We start from the raw sequence: 16,159 nt of genomic DNA on the forward strand, positions 1-16,159 counted from the left end.
CCCCGGAGGAGACCGCGCAGATCCGGGCGATCTTCGCCGATCCCACCCGCCGGCGCACCACACCGGCACGCCCGACTCTGTTAGGCGGGATCGCGAGCTGCGGGAAGTGCGGCGCCGGACTCACCATCACCGGAAAGCTCTCCCCCACCAGCGACACCCGGCGGTACACATGTCAAAATGACCCCTCCCGCCCTGAACGGGGTGGACTGAGTATCAACACCGCCCACCTCGACGACTACGTCACCGACCGCGTTCTGCGCCGCCTCGCCCACCCTCCGGCCGGGAGAGACGGGCCATCGACGAACGCACTACTGCGGCAGGTCGCGAACATCAATGTTCGGATCGGTCAACTCGATCAGGACTATCAGCACCGCGTCATCACGCGCCGTGAACACCAGATCGGGATCGAGGCCGCCAGCTCAGCGCTTCGCGACGTTGAGCGGCGCCTCGTCGCTGCTGAGGGAGCGATCGGCCTGTATGCGGCACCCGTCGGGAACCGGGAAGCGCTCGAGAGTTGGTGGCATGCACTCGATGTCACCGACCGCCGCGCCGTGATCACGACGTTCATCGCCAAACTCCGGATCGCTCCCGGCCGACCGGGACGCAGCTTCGACACGTCCCGGGTTCGCATCACCTACCGCCCCTAACCAACCACGCACCCGAAGGTCAGATCAGATCCGGCGAGCTCGCGCGGGGAGGCTGACGTACGCGCTGCGCTCACCCCGGAGAGCCCCATCGGAACCACGACTGCCCTGATCTATCTGCGGATCTCCGCCAACCGGACCAGCGAACACGCTTCCATCGGGCAACAACGAGCCGACTGCGTTGAGCTGGCTCACGAGCTCGGCTACGCGCGGATGATCGAGTTCGCCGACGAAGCCGTCTCCGCCTACCAAGACCGAGCACGCCCCGCCTACCAAGAGCTGCTGCGGCAGCTCGAAGAGTCAGCGACCACCACCGTGATCGTCTGGCATCTCGATCGCCTCTACCGCAAGCCGCGAGAGCTCGAGCAGCTCCTCGACCTGCTCGATGCCAACCCGATCCGCGTGGAATCCGTGCAGGGCGGGTCCTTCGACCTCAATCGGCACGAAGGACGCCTGTTCGCCCGCCAGCTCGTCGCATTTGCGCACTACGAATCCGCCCACAAGGGCGCCCGAGTAGCCCGCGCTCAACAACAACGCGCCAAACGCGGACTACTGCACGGCGGACGCCACTACGGATACCGGCGCGATGGCTCCCTCGACACACATGAGGGCAGGGTCATCCGTCGTATCGTGGATGACTATCTGATTGGGCTAACTCCCGTTGTCATCGCCAGAGACCTCACCCGAGCGGGAGTCCGAACGCCGATCGGCGGCGACCGGTGGGGCGCGACCACCATCCGGTCGATTCTCGGCAGCGACCGACTGCACCGGCGGCGCCTCACGGCGGAGCGCGAGCCACAAACCCCAGGACGCTGGGACGCGATCATCACTGCCGATGAGGCAGCGCTCGTCGAAGCCCAGTTGCTGCTGCCGGGCATCGCGGCCTCGCGCTCGTCCCGGAGCCTTCTGGGAGGCATCGTCTGTTGCCCTCGATGCACTGGTCGCCTCGTTTCCGGCGTCAACCGGCTCGGGCGCCGAGAATACTCGTGCCGCACCGCGACCGTCCGATGCGGCGGACCGACCCTCGATGCCAAGTTCTTGGACGCCAAAGTCGAGGCCGAGGTCTTCAACCTCTTGAACAGGGAGCGGATCGGACATCTGCCGTGCGCGCATCAGATACTCCGCAGTGTCCGGGAAGCTCGTCGTCGGCTCGTTCTCCTCGCGGAAGATTTTGGCGCGGGGGAACTCGATCATGCTGAGTATCTCGAGCGTCGGGTCCCCCAGACGACCGTTCTCTGCGAAGGTTTCCGAGCTCTCAGCGCACACCGCAGGGCAAGAGTCCTGTCGCTCGCAGGGCCAGACCTTCAGGAGCGGTGGGGAGCGAGTCTGTCCTTTCGCCGGGCGGTCGTCTGTGCGTTTTACCCGGACTGCGTCTACGGCGGCACGTGTCCACCCCACGAGACAGCTCGAGGAATTTCGCCGTTGGACGGTTACGCCGCCACCTGAGCATGCTCTGTCGGGGTGCTATCCGACGCCCTCGAGGCTACGAACAACCTGGCGAATCTGTCGCCTCAAGCCCTTGGAAGCATCCCCGGTACGCTTAGCGTCCTCAATCACGGACTCGACCTGCTGCAAGACGCGTTCCAGCGTCTGCAACGTCGACGCGAGTTCCGGCCTCTGACCGTCGGCCACCGACGCGGCCTGACGTGCGACACCACGAAGACCTGGGTGTTTGCTCGCGAACGCGACATAGTCGTCCCAATCGATCCGACGCTCACGTCCAGTGCCGGAGCATGCGAGCGGATCACGGGATCGCTGTGTCCAGTTCGTAACCGTGGAAGTACTCACGCCAAGCCGGTTCGCCAAACCGGTCGTCGTGAACATCGCACCCAAGCTAACTCCAATTGGTGTGTTGGAAAGTCCAGATTACTCCATTTGGAGATAGGGTGGAGAGCATGGGATCACCTATCTCCCAGATGACCACGCTCGACCGTCTCGCTGGCGCCGCTCGCCTGAGCGGCGCGGTTGGTGACGCGTTCTTCGCCCCGGATCTGGCAGAGCACCAGCGGAGAGCGAGCATCGGGATGGGAGCCGTGACCCGGCTAGATCTTCTTGACGATGCTCTTCACAACCTTGAGGCGGACGAGCTAGCTCCAGTTGGAGATCTGAGCTCAGCACTGCCGGCTCGTCCAGCCGGGCGTGTGATCAAGGTCGAAGTTCATGCTCGCGATGCTCGAGCGGCGTTCAACCGCGCGGTGATATTCCGGGCCGTCAGCCCGGTGAGCGTCGTCACCCCCTGGCCGAGAACGGGGCTTGGAGAGCTTGCGCTCGAAGCCAGCGCCCTCGGGGTCGGCCTGGTAATCACCACCGGGCCCGTTCACGAACAACTCGTCGAGCCAATCCCCGTCAACAACGATCTAGATCCGGCGACGTGGGCGTTCCACGAGCGAGCCTACGACCACTGGCTCAGCGCGCTCCCGCACCACTGAACTCGGGTGTCAGACCGTCAAGCTCGACCAGCTGCACGAGCGTCCTGTTCGGGCCCCCGGCTCCACGAACCAGTGCCAGCGGGTGCCCAGCCAACGCAGACGCCCGCTCCTGTGCGAGCCACCCGCGGCGGAGCTGCGGATCAAGCGCAGCGACCTCGTTGTGGTGATCGGTGAAGGCATGAAGGTTGTGCTCGACGAATTCTGCGTACTCCCGCTGTCGATAGATCGTCAACGAACGTCCCCCGCACTCTGTGCATGAGGGCGCATCCGGTCGTGACGCGTACATCTCCGCGAACACCGTCGGCGTGCAGATCTCCATGATCGGACGATGAAAGACACCCAGCTCGAAGTTACGCGAGCGCCTGCCCCCGCCACCTGGCATCGACGGAACCCGAAGGCCGCTGTTGATTCCGACCGCGACCGACGCGGCGCCGTGAGCGAACGTGTCGGCCGCGATGAGTGGCTCCGTCGCGAACAGCCGCTGCACCCACCCATCAGCAACGAGGTGGCGAAGAGACGCCAACCGCCCATTAGGAACCATCGAGTCTCGGCCGCCAAGAAGTGTCATCGAGACCGGGCGCCCAAACTCATCAAGGGCCTGCCGCAGAGCAACGAGATTGTCCTCGTCGAGGATGGACGACTGCAGCGGGAGATGGGGAATCAGCTCCGGACGCGTCGCCTTGTCGAGCTCCATGAACAGACTCGCCAGTGTGCGCTGCCACCCCTCGCGACGGATCGCTCGCGTCGGAGACAGCACCGCCGTCGCTCCCGCGTCGACAAGCGCAGCGGTGTACTCATCCAGACTGAGGCCAAACAACCCGTCGTCGGCGACCTTCGACAGCGGGCGGTCGACATCCGCGATCGCATCACGCCAACTACCGTCGTCGACAACGAGAACAAGATCAGGCTCTGACTCGGACAGTCCGCGCAAGCTGCCGACCTCGGAGCCAGTCAGCACGACGCCGGCACCAGGAGTCTCACGAGCCTGCGCAACGGCAGCAGCAAAGTCCGTCGAACCGGCCTGAAACAGGAAACTCGGTTCGATCCTTCCCGCTAGCGTTGTGCTCACGATCTGATCCTCCAGATCCCACTTTTACCGCGAACGCACACGAGATCCGGGTCGCGACACGCCGAGGGTCAGAAATCGTCCTAGGTGTCGCTCTCCACCACGGACTTACTGAGGTCAGATACTCCATGTGGTATTCCCGGCATGGGTGGCACCGGAGACAAGGATGCTGCGTCCCGCCCGCATGGCCGTGTGCAGCAGGTCGGCACGCTGCGCGTCGAGGGAGCCCGCCGCCACGAGGTCGCCGAGCCCGCCGAAGGACGGAAGGAACTTGCGGATGTTCACCGACCAGTGACGCCGCGTGATGAACCATCGCGTGTTGCAGTGAATGCAACTGTTCACGTTTGCAAACGACGCCTATTCGTCTTGTTCGGTGCCGAACTGCTCTGACCATAACAGCGCGATCTTGCGGATGCCGAGTCCTGAGTTGACATGGTGATGCACTGTCCCATACTTTGTTGCATCTAATGCAAGACTTTGGGGCTTCTCCAGCGGCGCTTCGACTGATCACTTCAGCTTCGAACGTCGCGCTGGCGAACCCTGAGGAGCAGGTCTTCAACGCGATGATCGAGGGCTGGCGGAACCAGCAGTTGTCACGGGGGCTTCGTGATCAGACGATCCGAAATCGGACGGCGACGGTGACCCGGTTCCGTGATTTCGTGGACAAGCCGCCGTGGAAATGGACGGTGGCGGATGTGGATGAGTTCACTGCGGAGTCCGGTGGCCGGACTCGGACGCTGTCGACGATGCGCGCCAATCATGGGTCGATCCGTGGGTTCTGTGACTACCTCACGAACCCGTTGTACGACTGGATGGAGATCTGCGATCGCGAGTTCGGGGACGTCCCCTCGCAAGTGTGTCTGCCGTGGAACACAGTGGCGCACCGGTTCGAGTTCGAAGGCGATGGGAAGCGTCGCCCGTTCACGTATGACGAGGTGGAGCGCCTGTTCGACACGGCCGACGCCCGCGTTGAGCTGCTCGTGGCGTCGGGCCGCAAGGGCGCGCTCGGCGCGCTGAGGGATGCCCAGTTGCTGAAGACGGTGTACGCGTTCGGTCTGCGCCGCACCGAGGCGGTGATGCTCGATACCGTCGATCTGCACCACAACGCGAAGATGCGCCAGTGGGGGCGCTTTGGTGCGATCCATGTGCGGTGGGCGAAGGCCGCGGGCGGCGGCGCACCACGACGGCGCACGGTGCTGCTGGTGCCGGAGTTCGATTGGTGGGTGCCCGGCATGCAGCAATGGCTCGAGCAGGCCCGGGAGCGCTTCGCGCCCGGAGATGACCTCGACGCGCTCTGGGTGACCGAGCGCCGCACGCGTCTGTCCGCCGGTTATCTCGACCGAAGATTCGCGGAGCTGCGGGACGAGGCCGGCCTGTCGAAGGATTTGACGCTGCACAGCCTCCGGCATTCCTATGTGACGCACCTGCTGGAGTTCGGCTACGCCGATCGATTCGTCCAGGAGCAGGTCGGGCACATGCACGCGTCGACGACCTCGATCTACGCCTCTGTCAGTTCGGACTACAAGAACCGGGTGCTCGCCGAAGCCCTGAAGGCCCTCATCGAAGGAGAAGCTGATGACCATTGAGCTCGATACCGGATGGAATCTGCGCAGTGTGATGGCCTCGCGCGGGATCTTCCAGACCTCCAAGCTGAAGCCTCTGCTCGAGGACCGCGGCATCGACCTGTCCCGAGAGCAGGTGTATCGGCTGGTGACGCAGCCACCCCAGCGGGTGCGTCTCGACGTCCTCGCTGCTCTGTGCGATGCGCTGGAGTGTTCACTCGACGATCTCGTGACGATCACTCGCCGGGAGGCCTCGGCCCCGGTTGCCGTGGGCGAAGAAGCGACGCGCGGGTCGATTGGCGATCTCCGCCCCGTTCGCGCGACGATCCGCCGGCCGCGGACGAAGTAGCCGCGGTGGCGAAGCCTCCGCAGCAGCCGCGAGTCGCGGAAGTCGTCGACCTCGTACGCCCCCTTGTTCCCGAGATCTCGCCCGAGCGTCTCGTCGAGATCGTGCATTCAGTCGCGCCGGTGCCGCTGACGCAGCGGCTTCTTGAGCTTGCGCTGATCAAGCAGCCGGGGGTCCTCGAGGGGCGGCATGCGAACGTGCCGGTGACTGTTCAGGACCTGGCCCGTGCGCTCGTCGACGACGGAGCAGGCATGGTCGTCCTGCCGACGTGCGAGTCGTGTGGCCGCGCGGTCCGTCTGCCACACAAGACACCGAACGGTGGTCGGCACTGCTCCCGATGCGAGCGGAACGCCCGGTCGGTTTCCTGCGCTTCCTGTGGCCGGGTCCGACCCGTGCAGCGCACGATCGACGGGCAGCGCTTCTGCCGCGACTGCTGGCGAGCCGACCCTCGATCGTTCGGCGACTGCTCGCGGTGCGGTCAGCATGCGACGATCATCGTCCGCCGCCCGGAACTTGTCTGCCTGGCCTGTTACACCGCACCGATCAAGACCTGCGGTCTCTGCGGAGAGCCTGGCCGCGTCGCCTCCCACCTTGACGGGCGACGGGTCTGCGCGCGTTGCTACTACGCGATGCGCAGACCCCAGCCCTGCCCCGAGTGCGGGCGCAGGGTGTTCCTCACCGGGTTCATGAATGATCAGAAGGTCTGTGCTGACTGCGCGGGTGCGCCGGTAACGATGGCTTGTCCTGGCTGCGGCTCGATCGAGGAGATCCGCAAGCATCACCTCTGCGTCGAGTGCCGCAGGCCCATCGCGATCCAGCAGCTGCTCGCCGACGACACGGGAGAGATTCGGACGGATCTTCACCCTCTTACGGACTACCTGCTCACGCATCACAGCAAGGCGGCGTCGCTGGAACGCTGGCTGCACAAGAGTAAATGCGCGAGCGTACTCCGCGAGCTCGCGGACGGAGCCCTGCCGCTCACCGCCGAGGCGATCATTACCCGAGCCCAGTCAGGACAGGCCGTCGCGTTCCTCCTCTCGCTTCTGGTCCGCTCAGGAGTGCTCCCGGCGCTCGACGTCGAAGCAACACGCTTCAACCACTGGCTCAACGACTGGCTCGACGACATCGACCACCCCGAGGACCGGCTGATCCTCCGCCGCTACTGCACCTGGGAGCTCCTCCGGTCCACTCGAACCCGCAGCCAATCCAGCCCCGCCGCCGGCTTCCAGAGGCAACGAGCCGCGCTGAAGTACTGTGCCGCGCTCCTTGGAGAGATCCGGGCGCAACAGGAGACACCGGCGACGTTCCCGCAGCGCCGGCTCGACGCCTATCTGACCGGTTCGCCCAGCCAACGCGACGCGCTGGCACCGTTCACTCGCTGGCTCCGAAAGCACCGGCTGAGCACCCTTCGGGTCGAATTCCGAGCCCACCGCCTCGAAGGGCGAGACTACGCCTCCGACCACCGCTGGCAGATGGCCCGCAGGTTCCTGTCCGATCCTGACCTGGACCCGAAGACCCGGGCCGCAGGTCTCCTCGTGCTGCTCTACGGAATACAACTGACCCGCATCGTCACGATCACACGGACACAGGTCAATACGAGCTCGCAGCCCGTAACACTCACCGTCGGAGCCGAGCCGATCGAGCTCCCCGAGATCCTCGGCGACGCCATCGTCGAACTTGTCGATGCTGCCCAGCACCACCCAGAAGGATGGCTGTTCCCCGGCAGGAACCCCGGCCGTCACCTCACCCCGGGCCCGCTGAGCCGCCGTCTTCGCACCGAAGGTTTGCTTGCCGGGAGCGCCCGCACGACAGCGCTCATCGAGCTCACCCGGCAATTGCATCCCCGGATCGTCTCGGATCTCCTCGGCATCACGACGGCGTCCGCTGCATCATGGTCGCGTCTCGCCGGCGGTGAATGGTCCGACTACCCGGCGCTTCGTTCCACCCACGCCTGAACGAGCATCACACGTCCGAGCCGGGGCCGGAAATCGCTTCGCGCAGCTGATCGACGGTCGGTGACCCTGCCAGCCCGGCAGGGGTGCGGAACACTCGACAGGCGAGCCCCACCGGCGCACCCTCCTCCGCGAAGGGGTCCACGCCGTTGACGAGGACGGTCGGAGACCCGTGAAACCCGAGGCGGGCGGCGTCCTCGGCGGTCTCGACTCGCTGATGGGCGACGCGGACATCCGCTCGACCCTCGACGACCTGAGCAAGCCGGTGATCGAGCACCTCCCAGTTCGGGCAGCCGTCGAAGTACTGCAGTGTGATCTCCATGAAGGTCCTCTCAGTTCTCGGTGCCGCGGATCATCAACAGCGCTCCGGCGATCGCGGCGGTGACGATCACGATGTCGGCGACGTTCCCGATGAACCAGTTGCCATAGGCGAGGAAGTCCACGACGTGCCCCCGAGCGAATCCTGGGGCACGGAAGAGCCTGTCGCCGGCGTGCGAGGCGGCGGCCCCGCCGAGCGCGCCGATGACGATCGCCCACCCAGGGCGTCGGACGCGGAACGCGAATACGATCGCAGTGACGGTGGCCGCGACGGCGATGAGAGCGAACACCCAGGTGGAGCCCTCGCCGAAGGAGAACGCCGCTCCGGGGTTGTACGCGAGCTGCAGGCCCAGCAGGTCGCCGACCAACGGGATCCGCTCGTGCTCCGACAAGGCGGCCTCGGCCCACGCCTTCGTCCCCTGGTCGACCAGGACGACGAGGACGGCGATCAGCAGCGCCCAGGCCGTGAGCCGCCAGCGCCCTCTCTGCGACTGCTCTTCCGACGCCCGCTCAACGTCAGTTTTCGCGTCCGGGGTCATGCGAGGACCTCGAAGAGGCGGACAATGACGCCGGATTCGATCAGGATGAACAGGCCCAGGCCGATGAAGACGACGGGAACGAGCCAGTGCTCGACGCGCTCGAGCGTCTCCGTGACGGCCTTGTGGGTCCCGATCAGTCGGCCAGCGGCGCACCAGACGGCGACGAGGATCAGGAACACGACGATCATGATCGCGACGTCGCCGGGGGTGCTGGTGCGGAAGATCGGCGTGTAGAGGGAGATGTTGTCCGCCCCGTTGGCGATGGTGATCCCCGCTACGCCCCACAGCCCGACCGCAGTGATCTTGTGGTCGTCGTCATCGTCGTCTCCGTTGCGGCGCAGGCCGCGCACGAGGGTCCAGATGCCGATGCCGAGCGGGATCAGGCCGAGGAACCCGACCCATTCGTCCGGGACGATCGTCAAGCCGAGGGCGGCGACCACGCTGATCACGACCAGGGTGATGAACCCGAGGTACTGGCCCGCGACGATCTGCCAGGGTCGTGGGCTCCCGCGCCGGGAGGCGAGGAAGAGAACGGTGAGCACGACGATGTCGTCGATGTTGGTCGCCGCGAACAGACCGATCGCGGAGCCGATGGTCGCGAGCATCAGCTCTCCAACCGTGGGGTGCGGGTGCGGGCGGCGCGCAGCCCGTTGAGGATCACGATGACCTCGGCGATCTCGTGGACAAGGACGACGGCGGCGAGACCCAGGACCCCGAACAGGGCGAGCGGGAGCAGCGCGGTGATGATCAGCAGCGACAGGATGATGTTCTGGTTGATGATCCGCCGTCCCCGGCGGGCGTGGTCGAACGCCCGCGGGATGAGGCGCAGGTCGTGGCCGGTGAAGGCGACGTCGGCGGACTCGATCGCGGCATCGGAGCCGGTCGCGCCCATCGCGATGCCGATGTCGGCGGCCGCGAGGGCCGGAGCGTCGTTGATGCCGTCGCCGATCATCGCGACCGATCCCGCCTTCGACAGCTCGCCGATCGCGGTCGCCTTGTCCTCAGGACGCAGTTCCGCGCGCACGTCATTGATCCCGGCCTGCGCAGCCAGTGCACGAGCGGTGCGGGCGTTGTCGCCGGTGAGCATGGTCACCTCGATGCCCTGATCCGCGAGGGTGCGGACGACTTCGGGGACTTCTGGTCGCAGTTCGTCACGGACGCCGATCGCGGCAACAGGTGCCCCGTCACGGTGCACGATCACGACAGTCATCCCTTTCTCCTCGAGAACCGCCACCCGGTCGCCGAGCCCAGCGGCGTCAAGCCAGCGGGGGCTGCCGACTATGATCCTCGCCCCGTCGACGGTGCCTTCGATGCCGTGCCCCGCCTGCTCGGTCACGCCGGCAGCCGCCGGAACACCCGGCGCTGCCGCGGTGATCGCCGCAGCGAGAGGATGCGTGCTGTGCTGTTCCAGCGCTGCCGCCCAGGCGAACGCCTGCGTCTCGGTCACGCCGTCGGCGGTAAGGACGGCGGTAACCGTCGGCTCGTTGCGGGTCAGGGTGCCGGTCTTGTCGACAGCGACGTGCCGGACAGCACCGAACCGCTCGAACACCGCACCCGACTTGATGATCACGCCGAACTTGCTCGCCGCGCCGATCGCGGCCACGACCGTCAGCGGCACCGAGATCGCCAGCGCGCAGGGAGAGGCGGCGACCAGCACGACGAGCGCGCGGGTGATCCACACCTCCGGGTCGCCCAGCAGCGACCCGATCAGCGCAACCAGCGCAGCGAGAATCAGCACGCCCGGCACCAGCGGGCGCGCGATCCGGTCCGCGAGACGCGCCCGCTCGCCCTTCTCCGTCTGCGCCTGCTCCACCAACTCGACGATGGTCGTGAGCGAGTTGTCTGTGCCCGCCGCCGTCGTCTCGACCTCCAGCGCGCCGGAGCTGTTGATCGCGCCGGCCGACACCGCATCCCCGGGCCCGACCTCGACCGGGATCGATTCCCCGGTGATCGCCGACGTGTCCAGGCTGGAACGCCCCGCACGAACGATCCCGTCGGTCGCGATCCGCTCGCCCGGACGAACGACCATGACCTGGCCGACCGTCAGCTCCTTCGCCTGCACCTCCACGGACCCGCCGTCGCGCAGCACGGTCGCGGTCTCCGGAACGAGCTTCAGCAACGCCCGCAGACCCCCGCGGGCCCTGTCCATCGCCTTGTCCTCCAGGGCCTCAGCAATCGAATACAGGAACGCCAGCGCTGCGGCTTCCTCCACGTAGCCGAGGATCACCGCGCCGACAGCGCTGATCGTCATCAGGAGTCCGATGCCGAGCTTGCCCTTGAACAGCTTCCGGATCGCACCGGGCGTGAACGTCGACGCACCCAGCAGGAGACCGATCCAGAACAGCACCAGCGCCGGGATCGCGAGGCCGGACCACTCAAAGACCAGACCGGCCAGGAACGCGACACCGGAGAACACCGGCACCATGACCCTCCGGTCCCTCCACCAGGGCCGCTCGGCCTCCTCGTGTTCCTCGCCCGCCGTGGCGGCAGGCTCATGCTCGCAGCCGCACGCCGCGCTCACGCGTCAGCCCCCGCTCCGCAGCACCCCGGCACCGTGCACGCCGAGTCCACGCACGGAGCGTGCTCGTCGACAGCCAAGGTGACATCCACCAACGCGACAAGCGCGGCGGCGAGGTGCGGGTCGGCGATCTCGTAACGGGTCTGACGACCCTCCGGTTCGCCGACCACGATCCCGCAGTCACGCAAGCACGTGAGATGGTTCGACACGTTCGAGCGCGTCAGCTCCAGCTCGCGCGAGAGCACAGCCGGGTAACTCGGGCCATCGAGCAGGGACATCAGGATCCGGGAACGCGTCGGGTCTGCCATGGCCCGGCCGAGCCGGTTCATGACATCGAGGCGTGAAGCAATGGTCAGCATGCACTGAACTATACAGTATGCGCTGATCAATCACGGATCGGCCGGTGGCCAGCCACCACCCGGAAGCCAGCCGACATCTGGTCAATTCGCGACTCAACAACAATCGGCGCTACCAGTATCGGGGATCACGACGTGCAGACGGCTGCCGTCGGGCAACGACGCGTCGACGAACGGCTGACTGAGGTCGACGCGGCGGCCGGTGGTGTGCAGCATCCGCTCGACGAGGTCACGCACCCCCTCATCGGTGAGCGTCAGCGCGACACGCTCGCTGCGACCTCCGCGCGCGATGAAGACGCGGTCGGGCGCGTTGATCCAGATCTCCTCGACCGTCGGGTCATCGACATAGGTCTGCAGCACCCCGAATCCGCTCACCGCGGCGAGCACGGCACGCACCGCGGCGTGCTCGTCGTCGAGCGGAGCCGCGCCGCGCGCGAGCGCCTGATCGTTGAAGCGCCGCACTTCGGCGCGCACGACGTCGGCGACGATCTCCGGATGCCGCGACGCGTCGGTGCGCTCGGAGCGCAGCCGCTCACGCACCCGCTCGACCACGACGGCGCGGCCGGTGGGCGGCGTCGCGATCGGAGGCGGGTTCATGCGACGCATCCTGGCAACGAGCGCCGCCTGCGCGCGGAGCGCTCTCCACAGTCGCCCTCGTGGGGAGGAGACCAGGCAGGCACGCGTGCCGCATCGCGGACCCAGCCCGCACCCGATCGCGCCAGCCACGAACGACACCCGTGACGGCTAGCCGCGAGACCGCCGGGAACCGTCGGCCATCGCCGCTTCCGCGACGATGCCTCTCACTAGACTGATCGCACTCGCGGGAGTGGTGAAATTGGCAGACACGCAGGATTTAGGTTCCTGTGCCTGAGGGCGTGTGGGTTCAAGTCCCACCTTCCGCACGACCGGCGGCCGTTGTCGTCGGCAGGTCCCCTGTCTAGATCGGGTTTCCCGTGCACCACGCAGCGCTCATCCCCTGGCTCGACCCTGTCCACATCATCAACCAGGCAGGTCCGTGGGCTCTCGCCGTCGTCTGCTTCATCGTGTTCGCCGAGACGGGCCTGCTCGTCGGGTTCCTGCTGCCCGGCGACACCCTGCTGATCATCGCGGGTGTGCTCACCAACACCCACGACATCTTCGGGCTCAACATCTGGGTGGTGTCCCTGCTCATCGCCCTCTCGGCGTTCATCGGCGGTGAAGTCGGCTACCTCATCGGACACAAAGCCGGGCCGGCGATCTTCGAACGCAAGGAATCCGGGCTCTTCAGCAAACACAACGTCGATCGCACGAACGCGTTCTTCGAGCGCTTCGGCGGGCTCACCGTCATCCTCGCCCGCTTCGTGCCGATCGTGCGCACCTTCGCGCCGGTCGCCGCCGGCGTCGGCCACATGCCGTGGAAGCGCTACTCGCTCTACAACCTGATCGGCGCGCTGCTCTGGGGCTTCGGCATGACGATGCTCGGCTACGTGATCGCGTACGTGCCGTGGATCCGTCATTTCGTCGTCAACTACATCGACCTGATCCTCGTGGGTGTCGTGGTGCTGACGGTGCTCGTCACCGGCTACCACTACCTGCGCGAGCGTCAGAAGGCGAAGAAGGCGCGCATCGCGCGGGATGCCGCGGCATCCGCCGGCGAGGCCTGATCAGCGCAGCGTCAGACGTGGGCGTCGTGCTCGACGTGCCCGGCGGGCTCCAGCTGGAACGTCGAGTGCTCGACGTCGAAGTGGTCGGCGAGGCACGTCTGCAGACGGCTCAGGATGCCGCCGGCCTCCCCGCTCGCGAAGCACTCGTCGGTCACGACGACATGGGCTGAGAAGACCGGGGCTCCCCGCGTCAGCTGCCACACGTGCACGTCGTGCACCGCGACGACGCCGTGCGTCTGCAGGATGTGATCGCGGATCTTCTCGACCTGCATGCCGGCCGGTGCCGACTCGGCGAGCACGGAGAACACCTCGCGCAGCAGCCCGATCGCGCGCGGGATCATCAGGGCGGCGATCGCGAGCGACGCGATCGCGTCAGCCTGACCGAACCCCGTCACGAGGATCACGACCGCCGCGATGATCACCGCCGCGGAGCCCAGCAGGTCACCCATCACCTCGATGTAGGCGCCGCGCACATTCAGGCTGTGACGCTGGGCGGCGCTGAGAAGCCACATCGCGGTCGCGTTCGCGAGAAGGCCCACGATCGCGACGACGAGCATGGGGCCGGCGAGCACGTGGGCGTCCTCGTTGGAGACGAGACGGGTGATCGCCTCGACGACGATCCAGACGCTCAAGCCGATCAGGATGACGCCGTTGATGAGGGCACCGAACACCTCGGCGCGCTGGTAGCCGAACGTGCGCCGCTCGTTCGCCGGCCGGGCCGCCACGGCGCTCGCGATGAGCGCGACGACGAGGGCCGCGGCATCCGTCAGCATGTGGGCCGAGTCGGCCAGCAGCGCGAGCGACCCGGTGAGGATCGCCCCCACGACCTGGACGACGAAGACCACCGAGGTGATCGACAACGAGATCGCCAGCAGCCGGCGATTGCTTCCCCCGCGGAGCCCCCCGGCTCCGTGCGCGTGATCGTGCATGACTCCACGGTAGAACCGGGAGGTGCCGGATGCCGCGTCCTCGCGCTAGTCGGGAACGAGACCGATTCTCAGGGTCGCCCGGCGGCGTGCGCCCACTCCGGAGAACCGGCTCCTCTGCCGTCGGCGACGCGCGGTCAGGCGCGGATCTCCGGAGATGCGGTCGCCCACGCGCGGCCGCAGGCCGCCCGGCCGCCGCGCCCCCGCGTCAGAGCGCGCTGAGCAGCGGCGCGAGCGCGACGAAGGCGCGCGCGCGATGGGATGCCGCGTTCTTCTCCGCCGCACTCCACTCGCCGACGGTGCGCTCGGCCGCGAGATCCTGACCCTCGGGGATGAAGATCGGGTCGTAGCCGAAGCCCCCGTCGCCCGAGGCCGCCAGCGCGAGGCGCCCGGGCCACACGCCCTCGACGACGTGCTCGTCGCCGCCGGGCACGACGAGCGCGATCGTCGAGACGAACTGGGCGCCGCGGTGCGGGTCGGGGACGTCGGAGAGCTGGTCGAGCAGCAGTTCGAGGTTCGCGCGGCCGTCTTTGCGGTGGCCGGCCCAGTAGGCCGAGAACACGCCCGGCGAGCCGCCGAGCACGTCGACGCAGATGCCCGAGTCGTCGGCGAGGGCGGCGAGGCCGGTGTGGGCGGCGGCGGCCCGCGCCTTGATCAGCGCATTCTGCGCGAATGTGACGCCGTCCTCGACCGGTTCGGGCCCGTCGTAGCCGACGACCTCGAGGTCGGGCCGGGTCGCGGCGACGATGGCCGCGAACTCCTCGACCTTGTGGGCGTTGTGCGTGGCCAGCACGATGCGCTGCGGCATCCGCTCAGCCCTCGAGCGCAGCGGTCTGGGCGTCCCGCAGCGACGCGGCACCGGCGACTCCCAGTTCGAGCAGGCGGTCGAGTTCGCGCTTGTCGAACGGCGCGCCCTCGGCGGTGCCCTGCACCTCGACGAAGAGCCCACGGCCGGTGACGACGACGTTCATGTCGGTCTCGGCGCGCACGTCCTCGACGTACGCGAGGTCGAGCATCGGCTCACCATCGATGATGCCGACGGACACGGCCGAGACCGAGTCGATGAGCACCTGCGACTTCTGGCCGATGAACTTCTTCTCGCGCCCCCACGCGATCGCGTCGGCGAGGGCGACGTAGGCGCCGGTGATCGCCGCCGTACGGGTTCCGCCGTCGGCCTGCAGCACGTCGCAGTCGATGACGATCGTGTTCTCCCCGAGCGCCTTCGTGTCGACGACGGCACGCAGCGCGCGACCGATGAGCCGGGAGATCTCGTGCGTGCGACCGCCGATCTTGCCCTTCACGCTCTCGCGGTCGTTGCGCTGGTTGGTGGCGCGCGGAAGCATCGCGTACTCGGCGGTCACCCACCCCTTGCCCTTGCCGGTCAGCCAGCGCGGCACGCCGTTCGTGAACGACGCCGTGCACAGCACCTTGGTGTTGCCGAACGAGATGAGCGCGGAGCCCTCGGCCTGGGCGCTCCACCCGCGTTCGATGGTCACGGGACGCAGCTGGTCGACGGCGCGGCCGTCGGCGCGGACGATGTCGGTCATGAGATGGCCTCCTCGGATGCCGCGGCCCTCCGCGGCAGGTCGATGACTCCGGTCTGCACGAGCTGCACGCTGCGCACCTCGCGGCCCATCAGTCGATGGGCGAGCCGGATGAAGTCGTCGGCGGACGTTCCCGTCGCCTCGTAGACGTGGTGGGGTGCGGCATCCGCCGGTGCGAGCAGGTCGCGGGAGACCAGTTCGCGGTAGACGTCCTTCGCGGTCTCGGTGTCGCTCGAGACGAGGCTCACGTCCGGGCCCATCACATAGCTGATCGCGCCCTCGAGGAACGGGTAGTGGGTGCAGCCGAGCACGAGGG

At 67.2% G+C, this 16,159-nt stretch carries 18 protein-coding genes, 1 tRNA gene and 1 pseudogene; 8 read left to right on the forward strand and 12 right to left on the reverse strand.

Annotated features, from left to right (window positions below; genetic code table 11):
• From ASG00_RS14825 to ASG00_RS14830, 3 genes are all read left to right on the forward strand, one after another.
• The coding region (locus ASG00_RS14825; protein WP_200930853.1) for a zinc ribbon domain-containing protein at window positions 1-647 on the forward strand (647 nt) is incomplete at its 5' end.
• A gap of 114 nt (window positions 648-761) precedes the next feature.
• A complete protein-coding gene (locus tag ASG00_RS14340) occupies window positions 762-2,090 on the forward strand; it encodes a recombinase family protein (RefSeq protein WP_268768936.1) in 1,329 nt (442 codons plus the stop codon).
• 470 nt (window positions 2,091-2,560) lie between these two features.
• Entirely contained in the window at window positions 2,561-3,073 is a 513-nt protein-coding gene (locus ASG00_RS14830; RefSeq protein ID WP_156454830.1) for a hypothetical protein, read from the forward strand.
• Here ASG00_RS14830 and ASG00_RS04350 read toward each other — a convergent pair.
• Entirely contained in the window at window positions 3,051-4,142 is a 1,092-nt protein-coding gene (locus tag ASG00_RS04350) for a hypothetical protein (protein WP_056207183.1), read from the reverse strand. The two genes, ASG00_RS14830 and ASG00_RS04350, sit on opposite strands and share 23 nt — an antisense overlap.
• Window positions 4,143-4,256: 114 nt before the next feature.
• Window positions 4,257-4,481, reverse strand: coding sequence for a hypothetical protein (locus ASG00_RS04355; protein WP_056207185.1), 225 nt, complete (start codon window positions 4,479-4,481; stop codon window positions 4,257-4,259).
• 125 nt (window positions 4,482-4,606) lie between these two features.
• Here ASG00_RS04355 and ASG00_RS04360 point away from each other — a divergent pair, with 125 nt between their 5' ends.
• The 3 genes from ASG00_RS04360 to ASG00_RS04375 are packed head-to-tail and all read left to right on the forward strand — an operon-like array spanning window position 4,607 to window position 8,002.
• Window positions 4,607-5,725 carry a tyrosine-type recombinase/integrase gene (locus tag ASG00_RS04360; protein ID WP_273190858.1) on the forward strand — a complete coding sequence of 373 codons (1,119 nt, stop codon included), beginning with the start codon at window positions 4,607-4,609 and terminating at the stop codon, window positions 5,723-5,725.
• On the forward strand, window positions 5,715-6,050 hold the full coding sequence (locus ASG00_RS04365) for a helix-turn-helix domain-containing protein (RefSeq protein ID WP_056207187.1): 336 nt from the start codon (window positions 5,715-5,717) through the stop codon (window positions 6,048-6,050). The genes ASG00_RS04360 and ASG00_RS04365 overlap by 11 nt, the downstream gene beginning before the upstream one ends.
• Window positions 6,051-6,055: 5 nt before the next feature.
• A complete protein-coding gene (locus ASG00_RS04375; RefSeq protein WP_235557483.1) occupies window positions 6,056-8,002 on the forward strand; it encodes a hypothetical protein in 1,947 nt (648 codons plus the stop codon).
• 7 nt (window positions 8,003-8,009) lie between these two features.
• Here the strand turns inward: ASG00_RS04375 and ASG00_RS04380 are convergent, their stop codons facing one another.
• The 6 genes from ASG00_RS04380 to ASG00_RS04405 all read right to left on the reverse strand — a co-directional run bounded on the left by ASG00_RS04380 (window position 8,010) and on the right by ASG00_RS04405 (window position 12,327).
• On the reverse strand, window positions 8,010-8,321 hold the full coding sequence (locus ASG00_RS04380; protein ID WP_056207192.1) for a DsbA family protein: 312 nt from the start codon (window positions 8,319-8,321) through the stop codon (window positions 8,010-8,012).
• A 10-nt stretch (window positions 8,322-8,331) separates the two neighbouring features.
• The gene (locus ASG00_RS04385; RefSeq protein WP_082483053.1) at window positions 8,332-8,856 is read right to left on the reverse strand and encodes a signal peptidase II; all 525 of its coding nucleotides are present in this window, start codon (window positions 8,854-8,856) and stop codon (window positions 8,332-8,334) included.
• Window positions 8,853-9,461, reverse strand: coding sequence for a cadmium resistance transporter (locus ASG00_RS04390; protein WP_056207194.1), 609 nt, complete (start codon window positions 9,459-9,461; stop codon window positions 8,853-8,855). The genes ASG00_RS04385 and ASG00_RS04390 overlap by 4 nt, the downstream gene beginning before the upstream one ends.
• Window positions 9,461-11,377: a heavy metal translocating P-type ATPase gene (locus ASG00_RS04395; protein ID WP_056207196.1), complete on the reverse strand. Its 1,917-nt coding sequence runs from the start codon at window positions 11,375-11,377 to the stop codon at window positions 9,461-9,463. The genes ASG00_RS04390 and ASG00_RS04395 overlap by 1 nt, the downstream gene beginning before the upstream one ends.
• Window positions 11,374-11,733, reverse strand: coding sequence for a Cd(II)/Pb(II)-sensing metalloregulatory transcriptional regulator CmtR (cmtR, locus tag ASG00_RS04400; protein WP_056207198.1), 360 nt, complete (start codon window positions 11,731-11,733; stop codon window positions 11,374-11,376). The genes ASG00_RS04395 and cmtR overlap by 4 nt, the downstream gene beginning before the upstream one ends.
• 93 nt (window positions 11,734-11,826) lie before the next feature.
• Window positions 11,827-12,327: an ATPase, T2SS/T4P/T4SS family gene (locus ASG00_RS04405; protein ID WP_056207200.1), complete on the reverse strand. Its 501-nt coding sequence runs from the start codon at window positions 12,325-12,327 to the stop codon at window positions 11,827-11,829.
• A 223-nt stretch (window positions 12,328-12,550) separates the two neighbouring features.
• Here ASG00_RS04405 and ASG00_RS04410 point away from each other — a divergent pair.
• Together ASG00_RS04410 and ASG00_RS04415 are read left to right on the forward strand one after the other, a co-directional pair.
• A tRNA-Leu gene (locus ASG00_RS04410) sits at window positions 12,551-12,632 on the forward strand.
• A gap of 51 nt (window positions 12,633-12,683) precedes the next feature.
• Window positions 12,684-13,373: a DedA family protein gene (locus tag ASG00_RS04415; RefSeq protein WP_056207202.1), complete on the forward strand. Its 690-nt coding sequence runs from the start codon at window positions 12,684-12,686 to the stop codon at window positions 13,371-13,373.
• A gap of 11 nt (window positions 13,374-13,384) precedes the next feature.
• Here ASG00_RS04415 and ASG00_RS04420 read toward each other — a convergent pair whose 3' ends face one another.
• The 4 genes and pseudogenes from ASG00_RS04420 to ASG00_RS16855 form a co-directional block, all read right to left on the reverse strand.
• A complete protein-coding gene (locus ASG00_RS04420; RefSeq protein ID WP_045248537.1) occupies window positions 13,385-14,302 on the reverse strand; it encodes a cation diffusion facilitator family transporter in 918 nt (305 codons plus the stop codon).
• A 205-nt stretch (window positions 14,303-14,507) separates the two neighbouring features.
• Window positions 14,508-15,107 carry an RdgB/HAM1 family non-canonical purine NTP pyrophosphatase gene (gene rdgB / locus ASG00_RS04425; protein WP_056207204.1) on the reverse strand — a complete coding sequence of 200 codons (600 nt, stop codon included), beginning with the start codon at window positions 15,105-15,107 and terminating at the stop codon, window positions 14,508-14,510.
• A gap of 4 nt (window positions 15,108-15,111) precedes the next feature.
• Window positions 15,112-15,846, reverse strand: coding sequence for a ribonuclease PH (gene rph, locus ASG00_RS04430; RefSeq protein WP_045248539.1), 735 nt, complete (start codon window positions 15,844-15,846; stop codon window positions 15,112-15,114).
• Window positions 15,843-16,159: pseudogene (locus tag ASG00_RS16855) on the reverse strand (glutamate racemase); the annotation flags it as partial. The gene rph and the pseudogene ASG00_RS16855, both read right to left, overlap by 4 nt.

Origin of the sequence: Microbacterium sp. Leaf351 (assembly GCF_001423825.1) — a bacterium.
GTDB classification, from domain to species: domain Bacteria; phylum Actinomycetota; class Actinomycetes; order Actinomycetales; family Microbacteriaceae; genus Microbacterium; species Microbacterium ginsengisoli.

Bases quoted from the DNA above. Each gene is read 5' to 3' on its own strand.
- ASG00_RS14830 (WP_156454830.1), top strand. From the start codon at position 2,561: ATGACCACGCTCGACCGTCTCGCTGGCGCCGCTCGCCTGAGCGGCGCG.
- ASG00_RS04360 (WP_273190858.1), top strand. From the start codon at position 4,607: ATGCAAGACTTTGGGGCTTCTCCAGCGGCGCTTCGACTGATCACTTCA.
- ASG00_RS04365 (WP_056207187.1), top strand. From the start codon at position 5,715: ATGACCATTGAGCTCGATACCGGATGGAATCTGCGCAGTGTGATGGCC.
- ASG00_RS04380 (WP_056207192.1), bottom strand. From the start codon at position 8,321: ATGGAGATCACACTGCAGTACTTCGACGGCTGCCCGAACTGGGAGGTG.
- ASG00_RS04385 (WP_082483053.1), bottom strand. From the start codon at position 8,856: ATGACCCCGGACGCGAAAACTGACGTTGAGCGGGCGTCGGAAGAGCAG.
- ASG00_RS04390 (WP_056207194.1), bottom strand. From the start codon at position 9,461: ATGCTCGCGACCATCGGCTCCGCGATCGGTCTGTTCGCGGCGACCAAC.
- cmtR (WP_056207198.1), bottom strand. From the start codon at position 11,733: ATGCTGACCATTGCTTCACGCCTCGATGTCATGAACCGGCTCGGCCGG.
- ASG00_RS04405 (WP_056207200.1), bottom strand. From the start codon at position 12,327: ATGAACCCGCCTCCGATCGCGACGCCGCCCACCGGCCGCGCCGTCGTG.
- ASG00_RS04420 (WP_045248537.1), bottom strand. From the start codon at position 14,302: ATGCACGATCACGCGCACGGAGCCGGGGGGCTCCGCGGGGGAAGCAAT.
- rdgB (WP_056207204.1), bottom strand. From the start codon at position 15,107: ATGCCGCAGCGCATCGTGCTGGCCACGCACAACGCCCACAAGGTCGAG.
- rph (WP_045248539.1), bottom strand. From the start codon at position 15,846: ATGACCGACATCGTCCGCGCCGACGGCCGCGCCGTCGACCAGCTGCGT.